The following is an 8,791-nucleotide window of genomic DNA, read 5'->3' as shown; positions in this document are numbered from 1 at the left end:
TTGAGGAACCCTCTTCCAAGGGCATCCAGGGCTTCACTCGACTGCCCTGGACTCTTTGTCGTGCCCTCAAGCGCCGGACGCGCACTCCGTGCGCTTGGCTCTCGCGGCAGGGGCCGCGCGCGGTTCTCCTGGTGCGTTCCTCGCGCGCGACCCGTCCGCTGGTCCATGATTCCATCAAGGCGCCCGGCTGTCATCCCCCCGCGAGCGGCCCCGCGTGGCGGGCAGGGCGGGGGGAGTGCATTCCAGATTTCATTCCAGGAAAAAAACGGGGGTGCAGGTTTGCACGGCGCCGCTGGCGTAGGTGCCGTCGGCGTTCTTGCAGCCATCGGCCTGCCCCGGCGCCGTGCCCGCGAAATCGCTCATGACGATGAATCCGGTGTCGGCGTTGCCGTCGTCGAAGCGGGTATCGATTTCCAGCGCCTGGACCCCCGACAGGCTGTTGCGGGTGGGAGCGCCGGCGGGGGTGTCTTGCAAGCGCAGCCAGTGGCCGGTGCCGGCGGTGAGACCGAAGCGCCCGTGGACGATGACAAGGGACAGGCCGCTCAGGCGGGCGGGCAGGGTGGAAGAATCCTGGGCGGGGCCCTCGTCCAGGCGCACGCCACTGAGGAAGCCGGCGGCGGCCAGGTGTTCCCAGGCGCGGGCGGATTCGGCGCCGGCGGGATCGCCCATCCCCCGGTTGGCGGCGCCGATCACGCCATCCCCGTCGCCGTTGGCGACCATTGGGCCGTTGATGTAGGTGGTGGCGGCGGCGAAATCGCCGGGCAAGGCGCCGTAGCGTTCCTGAAAGGCGCTGAAGGCGGCCCGCACGCCCTCCCACTGGCTGATGGTCATGCGCAGGCGCGTGGCCTCGATCAGCTGCTGGCCCTTGAGCACGCCGCCCAGCAACAGGCCGATCAACACCAGCACCACCGACATTTCAACCAGGGTGAAACCGGGCAAGGTGAAGCCGGGGCGAAGGCGCGGCCGGGGTGGCCGCGAAAAGCCGGGATGGGGGCGAAGGCGCGAACGGCGCATGGGCATCTCTGTGTCGGACGGGCGAAGCCGGGGGTCAGAAGGACAACGGGCGGGGATCCGGGCCAAAGGTGTTGTAAAGATCGCGGTCGGCCGGGTGGGCATGGCTGCCCCCCACCACGGTCGCGCGCAGCAGGACGATCAGTTCGACCACGTCGGTTTGCTGGGTGTCGGCGCGAAACAGGCGGCCGACCAGGGGCACGTCCTGCAACCAGGGAACCCCGCGTTCGACCCGGTCCATGCGCTCTTGCATCAGGCCGCCCATGACGACCACGGCGCCGTCGTCGATGGTCACGACCGAGTCGAGTTCGCGGACCTCGACCACGGGAATCAAGGAATCGATGGCATCGTTTTGCAGGGAAACCGCCGGGTCGGCGACCCGGGACGCGATGCGCGACACGGTGGGGCGCACCCCCAGGGTGATCCGGCCCTGGCCGGGCTCGACGCTGGGCTGAACGGTCATGACCAGGCCAATGGGCACGGTGTTGATCTGGCTGGAGTAGGTGGTGCGGGTCACGCCGTCGTTGGTGATGGTGTCGGCGTCGAGCACGAAATAGACCTCGTTCTCGGCCACCTTGAGAACGGCGGTCTGGTTGTTCATCACGGTGAGGCGCGGGCTCGACAAGGTGCGCACGGCGCCAAAGCGGTTGATGAACTGCACCAGGGTTGAAAGATCCACCGCCCCCAGGGTGGCCGTGCCCCCCAAGGTCACGGTCGCGGCCGCGTCGGTGAGCGGCGCGGACACCACGCTCTGGGTGCCGGGGATGTTCAAGCGGAAGTCGCCGTCTTCCCCGAGGGCGGTCCAGTCGATGCCGCTGCGGTATTGATCCTGCAAGGAAACTTCCAGGATCTTGGCCTCGATCAGCACCTGAACCGCCATGGATTCCCGCACCCGGTCCAGGTAGGCCGCGACCTCGCGCTGGCGGGCCTGCGGGGCCACCACGGTGATGACCCCGGCCTGGCGGTTGATGTGAAAGCCGGTGCGGGGTTTTTCCCTGCCCTGGGGCGCGGGAGGGGCATCGCTCGCCGCGTCGGTGTCACGGGACGGGGCCGGACGGGAGGCCGCGTCGCGGCGGGGGGACGAGGCGGCGGAGGAAGGCGCCGGGGCCGCGTCGGGGCGGCTTTCGCGCACGCCCAGCAGGTGGGCAAGCCCGGCCGAGACCTCGGTCCAGACATCGGCCTCCGAGCGCGAGGCCACGCGGCTGGCCGAGGCGTTGCCATGGCTTCCGGCGCCGGCCTGGGCGTCGCCCACGCGGGCGAACACGTCGGTCGAGGTGGAGACGCTGCCCTCGGCGGCGCGGCTGAGGTTGAGCGCGTCCAGGCGATAGGTGACGGGGCGCGGGCGATCGGGTCCGGCCACCAGCACCCCGTTTTCCAGGGCAAGGCGGGCGTTGGCCAGGCCGGCCAGGCGTTCCAGGATCTCGGGCAGGGGACGATCGCGCGCGGTGATCACCACGCGGGCTTCCAGGCCCGGTTCCAGGTCGAGATCCAGGCCCGCGACCCGCGCGAGCGTGACCAGGACCTCGGTGACGGGGGTGGGATGCTCGGCGACAAGGGTGACGCGCCGTCCGCTTTCCGGAGGCGGCAAGGGGCGCCGGGCCGGATCCATGGGAGCGGGAATCGGGGGCTGGGGCTCGGGGGAAGCGGCGGCCCGGTTGCCCTCCAGCGCCTGGTAGTCGGTTTTGCCAAGGCCGGCGGCGGGGTCGAAGCCGGCGCAGGCGGCGAGCGCGAGCACAAGCACGAGTCCGACGCTTTCCCTTGCGCGTGGAGTCCAGACGCGCGTGCCCGGGGCGTTCCCCGTTGGCCATCCCCCCATGATGCGTGTGTCTCTCTTGTCGTGGCCCCACGGATCCCTCGCTGGATGCAAGAAACCCGTTCGCGCTGTGTCCGGCGTCCCCCCGCCGGTTTCCTAGGGAGATAACACGGAAAACGAAGGCTCGTAACCCCCGGTAAGCGTGGCGTGTCCCATCCCCAGGGCCAGGGCGGCCATCAGCGCGGGCGCGAAGGGAACGCCGTTGTCCCGCCCGGGCAGAACGAGGGCGGTGAGCAGGCCACCAAGCCCGGCGGCGATCAGGAACACGGGCAGGGTCTCCACGGGCAGGGCCACGCCAGCGGCGGCGAACAGGCCGACATCGCCGCTGCCCAGGCCCTCGCGGCCGCGCAGGCGGGCATGGACGGCGCGCAAGGTCCAGGCGCCCAGGCCCAGCAGCGCGCCCAGGCCCAGGGCCGGAAGCAGCACCTGTTCCGCCATGGCCAGGCCCTCGCCGGCAAGCCAGGCACCTTCGGGAGCGGCCAGGGGGAAGGCGGGGAAGGATGGAAAAGTGGCCCGGGCCCGCCAGGCCAGGGCGAGGACGGCCAGGGCCAGGGTCAGGCGGTCGGGCACCACGCCCAGGCGGGCGTCGATCAGGGCGATCGCCCCCATGGGCAGGGCCAGGAGCACCCCGAACCCGGCCAGGAGGGGGTCGGACACGGCGCCGGCGATTCCGGCCCCCAGAAGCCCCCCGAGAACCTCGGCGGCCAGCAAGGAGCGGGGCAGGGCGGCCCGGCAGGTGGCGCAGCGTCCGCGCAGCGCCAGCCACGACACCACGGGGATCATCTCCCAAAAGCGCAGCCGGCGCGCGCAGGAATCGCAACGCGAGCGGGCCCAGGCAAGGGGACGCCCTGGGGGCAGCCGGTCGGCCAGGGTGTGGGCGCTCGAACCGACGACAAGCCCGAAAAGGGTAAGGCCGGCAAGGTGCGCGATCATGGCGGGGACGAGGACGGAGAGGGAGACGGGGGCGTCGCGGCGGGGGCGAAGGGAAACGCGGGGGGAGGATGGGTTTCCAGCCAGCGCGCGCGCCGGGCGATGGCGGCGAGATCGACGCCGGGCGGGGCCCCGGTCGTGCGCCACAGCAGCAAGGCGCGGCGATAGGCGATCACGGCGCGGGCGGCCCGGTCGGCGCGATCGGCCGCGATGGCGAGGTTCAACTGGCGCTCCGCGACCCCGGGCGCCAGAAGGGTGGCCTGTTCCAGGGCTTCCAGGGCGGGCTGGGGACGGCCGGCCCGCAGGCGCTGCAAGCCGACGGCGTCCCACAAGGCGGGATCGGCGGGCCACTGCGCCGCCAGGGCCTCCAGGCGGTCGAGGCTTTCCGAAGGGGGCAGGCGGCTCAGCGCCCCGGTCAGGCGCGCGCGCGTCAACGGATCGGTCGGGCGCAGGGCCAGGGCCCGGTCGTAGGCCAGGGCCGCCTCGCGCGGGCGCCCCAGCAGGTCGAGGGCCGCGCCCCGGCCCAGGTGGGCGTCGGCCAGGGCGGGATCCTGGCGCGTGGCGCGGGTGTAGGCCTCCAGGGCGCGGGCGACCTGCCCCGCCCCCAGGGCCCGGTAGCCTTCCTCGGCCGCCATCGCTCCCCGGCCACCGGTGACCACGACCTCGGGCGGGGGCGCGGGCGGGGGGGCGCTTCCGGTGTCCGGCAGGTCCATTTCCGGGGTCAGGCCGCGCAGGGCGGACGGGTCCAGGGGGATGAGCGTTTCCTCGTCGTCCTCCGCGCCGGAAGCGGCGGGCGGGGGCGCGAGGGCATCGGGCGGGGTGGCCCGTGCTTCTTGCAACGGGGCGTTCGTGCCCAGCAGGGCAACAAGCACCAGGGCGGGCCAGGGCGGACGACTCATGGGGGGCAGGCCTTGAGGGGCGGGGAAGCGCGCGTGTTTGCGTGGGGTTGCACGCGCCTGACCGGAAGTCAAGCCGCCCTCTCGGCCCATTGCGTCCGGCCACCCGCGCGACGGGTGCGAGGGCCCTCCCCGGGAGCGCGCGCGGTGCCGGGGGACGACCGCGCAAGGAAAGTCTTGTGATCTGGCGCAAAGGTCTCTATAAAAAGCGTGACATCTTCTTGACACGGCCGGATGGCTGGCAGGGGGTGGGCCGACGGCCCACCTTTTTTGTTTTTTAGTCAGGCCGCACGCCGCCCCTGTCGCCTTGCCGGGTCCCTGGGCGGTGTCGCCCCGGACACCGCGTCACGCCCCCCGGATCAATGCTTAGGAGAGACGACGACCGTGATGGGCCATCTGAACAAGCTGCTGGCGCCGACCGCCGAGGCCATGGGTTATGACCTGGTGCGGGTGGCGTTGCTGGGCAGCGGCCGGCCCACCTTGCAGGTGATGGCCGAGCGTCTGGACGACGTCCCCATGACCGTGGCCGACTGCGAGCTCCTGAGCCGGGCGTTGTCGGCGGTGCTGGATGTCGAGGACCCGATCGCCGGCGCCTACATGCTGGAAGTCAGCTCGCCGGGGCTGGATCGCCCCTTGACCCGCCCCAAGGACTTTGCCCGCTTCGCGGGGCGCGAGGCGCGCATTGAAACCGACCGGCTGGTTGATGGCCACCGGCGGATGAAGGGTGAGTTGCTGGGGCTTGCCGACGAGCGTACCGTTGTCTTGCGTCTGGGCGGGCACGACGGCGTGCCGGCAACCGAGGTGCACATCCCGTTCGGGGCGATCGTGAAGGCGCGGCTGGTTCTGACGGATGCCCTGATCGCCGAATCCCTGAAGCAGGCGGCGCAGCGGGAAAACGAGGAAGCGGCGGACGACGCCGGGGACGACGCCGGAATGGACGCGAACGCGGAGGCCTTCGAGGCCCCCGGGGCCCTCGGGACCCCCGGGACGACGACCACGGCGTGACCAGGCGGCCGGGACGACAGACAGGAAGACGAGAGCAATGGAACGTACCGTTGGCATGAGCCGCCCCGAGCTGATCCAGGTCGCCGACACGGTGGCCCGGGACAAGAGCATCGATCGCGAGGAGGTGTTCGACGCCATGGAGCAGGCCATCCAGAAGGCCGGCCGCTCCAAGTACGGTCACGAGCACGACATCCGCGCGCGCATCGACCGCAAGACGGGTGAAATCCGGCTGGCCCGTTACCTTGAGGTGGTCGAGTCGCCCGAGACCGTGGAAAACGAATTCACCCAGGTTCCCCTGGCCCAGGCACGGCGCAAGAAGGCCGATGCCGAGGTGGGGGATTTCCTGATCGATCCGTTGCCGCCGATCGATTTCGGGCGGATCGCGGCGCAGACCGCCAAGCAGGTCATCGTGCAGAAAGTGCGCGATGCCGAGCGCGAGCGTCAGTACAACGAATACCGCGACCGCCTGGGCGAGATCGTGAACGGTCTGGTCAAGCGCGTTGAGTTCGGGAACATCATCGTCGATCTGGGCCGGGCGGAAGCGCTGCTGCGCCGCGACGAGGTGATCCCGCGCGAGCCGTTCAAGGTGGCCGACCGGATCCGCGCCTACATCGCCGACGTGCGCCAGGAACCGCGCGGGCCGCAAATTTTCCTGTCGCGCACCCACGAGCAGTTCATGGCGAAGCTCTTCGCGCAGGAAGTGCCGGAAATCTACGACGGGATCATCGAGATCAAGGCCGTGGCGCGCGACCCGGGGTCGCGGGCCAAGATCGCGGTGCTGTCCAACGATCACGCCATTGATCCGGTGGGGGCCTGTGTCGGCATGCGTGGCTCGCGCGTGCAGGCGGTGGTGGCCGAGCTGCAAGGCGAGAAGATCGACATCATTCAGTGGTCCTCGGACCCGGCCACGTTCGTGGTCAACGCCCTGGCTCCGGCCGAGGTGGCCAAGGTGGTGCTGGACGAGGAAGCCAACCGCATCGAGGTGGTGGTGCCCGACGAACAGCTGTCGCTGGCCATCGGCCGGCGCGGGCAGAACGTGCGTCTGGCCTCGAAGCTGACCGGCTGGGATATCGACATCCTGACCGAGGCCGAGGAAAGCGAGCGCCGCCAGGAAGAGTTCCATTCGCGCTCGAAGGCCTTCATCGAGGCGCTGGACGTCGACGACGTGATCGCGCACCTGCTGGTCACCGAGGGCTTCACCGGGGTCGAGGACGTGGCGTTCGTCGATCCCCTGGAACTGGCGGGGATCGAGGGCTTCGACGAGGACGTGGCGCGCGAGTTGCAGGATCGGGCCCGTCTGTTCGTCGAGGAACGCGAGGCCCGCAATCAGGACCGGCGCCGCGAACTGGGAGTCAGCGACGATCTGGCGACCCTGGGCGGCTTGTCGGGGGCCATGCTGGTGGCCCTGGGCGAAAAGGGGGTGCACTCCCTCGACGACCTGGGCGACCTGGCCGCCGACGAACTGCGCGAGATCGTGGGCGCCGACGCGATGGACGAGGAAACGGCCAACGCCGTGATCATGGCCGCCCGCGCGCACTGGTTCGATGACGAGGAAACCGGCGCGGCCGGGGCCGGAGAGGCCGAGGCGGACGCTCCCGAGGGCGACGCGAACGAGGAGGCCTGATCCGCATGAGCGCGCCTTGCGTCGATACCACGAATGGGGACGACGGGCCGTCGCTTGAGGCGGAGTCCGCGCCGCTTCCCGAAGACCAGGGGGCCGAGGACCAGGGGGCGCCGGTGTCCGTCACGGACGACCGGGAGCCCGACGGCCCAACCCGGCGCTGTATTTTAACGCGGGCGGTCCGTCCGCGCGAAGTAATGGTGCGCTTTGTCGTGGCACCGGACGGGGTGGTGATCCCGGATCTGGACGCGACCCTGCCCGGGCGGGGATTCTGGTTGAGCCCTGGGCGCGATGTGGTAGAAACGGCGACGGCCAAGGGCAGCTTTGCCCGCGCCGCCCGTCGGGCGGTCTCCGTGCCCCCGGATCTGGCGGCTCGGGTGGATCATCTGCTGGAAGAACGCTGTGTTGGACTGATCGGTCTTGCCCGCAAGGCGGGACAAGCCGTTTGTGGTTTCGAGAAGGTCAAGGCGCTGGTGGCGTCCCAGCGGGCGGCGGTGGTGCTGGACGCCTGGGATGGCGCCGACGACGGGCGCCAGAAACTCGAATCGATCGCCGTCACGAGAGGCGTTCCGGTTTTCCGGGCGCTGGATCGGGCGACGCTGGGACGCGCCTTTGCCCGGAGCGACGCCGTTCACGTGGCGTTGGGGCCGGGTGGCCTGGCCCGTCGCCTGGAAGCGGACCTGATCCGCCTGGGGCGCCTGCGCGGACGCCAGGGCACGGGCGAGGAGAACGATCCGGCGGCAAGGACGTCAAAGGGGGGCGCGCAACGCTCCCGGGGGACGGGAGGGCGCGAAGCCCGCACCGGCCCATTGGATCCGGCCCAGGTGGGCCACCGGTCGGGCGCGACGCGTCGGACCAAATGAGCGTGTGTGTCCCGGTACCCATGGGTGCGGGGGCAAGGTGGAATCCGGGGCAGTGTCTCCCGGGCGGGCCGTGGGGTCCGGATGTTTGGAAGCAGGGCAAAGCCGCATGACGAACGACAAGGACCGCAAAGCCCCCCTGTCGCTGTCCTCCAAAGGGAAGCTTGAGTTGAGAAAAAGCGTTGAGACCGGGCAGGTCCGGCAGAGCTTTCCGCATGGTCGCTCCAAGGTAGTGCAGGTCGAGGTACGCAAGAGCAAGAAGCGGACCCTGGTGGCGGGCGATCCGGCTGCCATCCAGAACGCGAGCCGGGGGGCGGCAACCACCGACACCGGGCTGACCGCGACCGAGCTGGAGGGGCGCCGGCGGGCCCTGGACGAGGCCGCGCGCGCACGGGTCGAGGAAGAGCGCCGCCGCCAGGAAGAGGCCGCGCGCCGCCTGCGCGAGGAAGAGGAAGCGCGCCTGCGCAAGGCCGAGGAAGAGGCGCGCGAGCGCGCCGAGGAAGCCGAACGCCAGCGCAAGGCCGCGGAAGAAGCGGCCGCCGCCGAGGCGGCCGCCCGGGTCGCGGCCCAGACGGCTCCGGCCGCGCCCGAACCCGTGGCCGCGCCGGCTCCGGCCGCGCCGCGTCCGGGTCCGCGTCCGGCGCCGCCGCGTCCG

The 8,791-nt window shown here is 71.1% G+C and carries 8 protein-coding genes; 4 read left to right on the top strand and 4 right to left on the bottom strand.

Annotated features, from left to right (window positions below; genetic code table 11):
- Positions 1-249: 249 nt before the first annotated feature.
- The 4 genes from ROR02_RS15100 to ROR02_RS15085 all read right to left on the bottom strand — a co-directional run bounded on the left by ROR02_RS15100 (position 250) and on the right by ROR02_RS15085 (position 4,653).
- Positions 250-1,014, bottom strand: coding sequence for a prepilin-type N-terminal cleavage/methylation domain-containing protein (locus tag ROR02_RS15100; RefSeq protein WP_147164875.1), 765 nt, complete (start codon positions 1,012-1,014; stop codon positions 250-252).
- Positions 1,015-1,048: 34 nt separating this feature from the next.
- Positions 1,049-2,752, bottom strand: a complete 1,704-nt coding sequence (locus ROR02_RS15095) for a type II secretion system protein GspD (RefSeq protein ID WP_246135580.1) — start codon at positions 2,750-2,752, stop codon at positions 1,049-1,051.
- 168 nt (positions 2,753-2,920) lie between these two features.
- Entirely contained in the window at positions 2,921-3,757 is an 837-nt protein-coding gene (locus tag ROR02_RS15090) for a prepilin peptidase (RefSeq protein ID WP_147164873.1), read from the bottom strand.
- Complete coding sequence (locus ROR02_RS15085; RefSeq protein WP_246135579.1) at positions 3,754-4,653, bottom strand: tetratricopeptide repeat protein; 900 nt, start codon at positions 4,651-4,653, stop codon at positions 3,754-3,756. Before ROR02_RS15085 ends, ROR02_RS15090 begins: the two co-directional genes overlap by 4 nt.
- A gap of 384 nt (positions 4,654-5,037) precedes the next feature.
- Between ROR02_RS15085 and rimP the strand changes: the two genes are divergently transcribed.
- From rimP to ROR02_RS15065, 4 genes are all read left to right on the top strand, one after another.
- Positions 5,038-5,655 (top strand): ribosome maturation factor RimP, encoded by a 618-nt coding sequence (rimP, locus tag ROR02_RS15080; RefSeq protein WP_246135581.1) that lies wholly within the window; start codon positions 5,038-5,040, stop codon positions 5,653-5,655.
- 37 nt (positions 5,656-5,692) lie between these two features.
- The gene (gene nusA / locus ROR02_RS15075) at positions 5,693-7,279 is read left to right on the top strand and encodes a transcription termination factor NusA (RefSeq protein ID WP_147164871.1); all 1,587 of its coding nucleotides are present in this window, start codon (positions 5,693-5,695) and stop codon (positions 7,277-7,279) included.
- Between the two features lie 5 nt (positions 7,280-7,284).
- Entirely contained in the window at positions 7,285-8,139 is an 855-nt protein-coding gene (locus ROR02_RS15070) for an RNA-binding protein (protein ID WP_147164870.1), read from the top strand.
- A gap of 166 nt (positions 8,140-8,305) precedes the next feature.
- Positions 8,306-8,791: translation initiation factor IF-2 associated domain-containing protein (locus ROR02_RS15065; protein WP_246135578.1), on the top strand; the 486-nt coding region annotated here is incomplete at its 3' end.

This window comes from Pararhodospirillum oryzae (assembly GCF_007992075.1).
Lineage (GTDB): Bacteria > Pseudomonadota > Alphaproteobacteria > Rhodospirillales > Rhodospirillaceae > Pararhodospirillum > Pararhodospirillum oryzae.
This window is presented reverse-complemented; position numbering and strand designations above follow the sequence as displayed.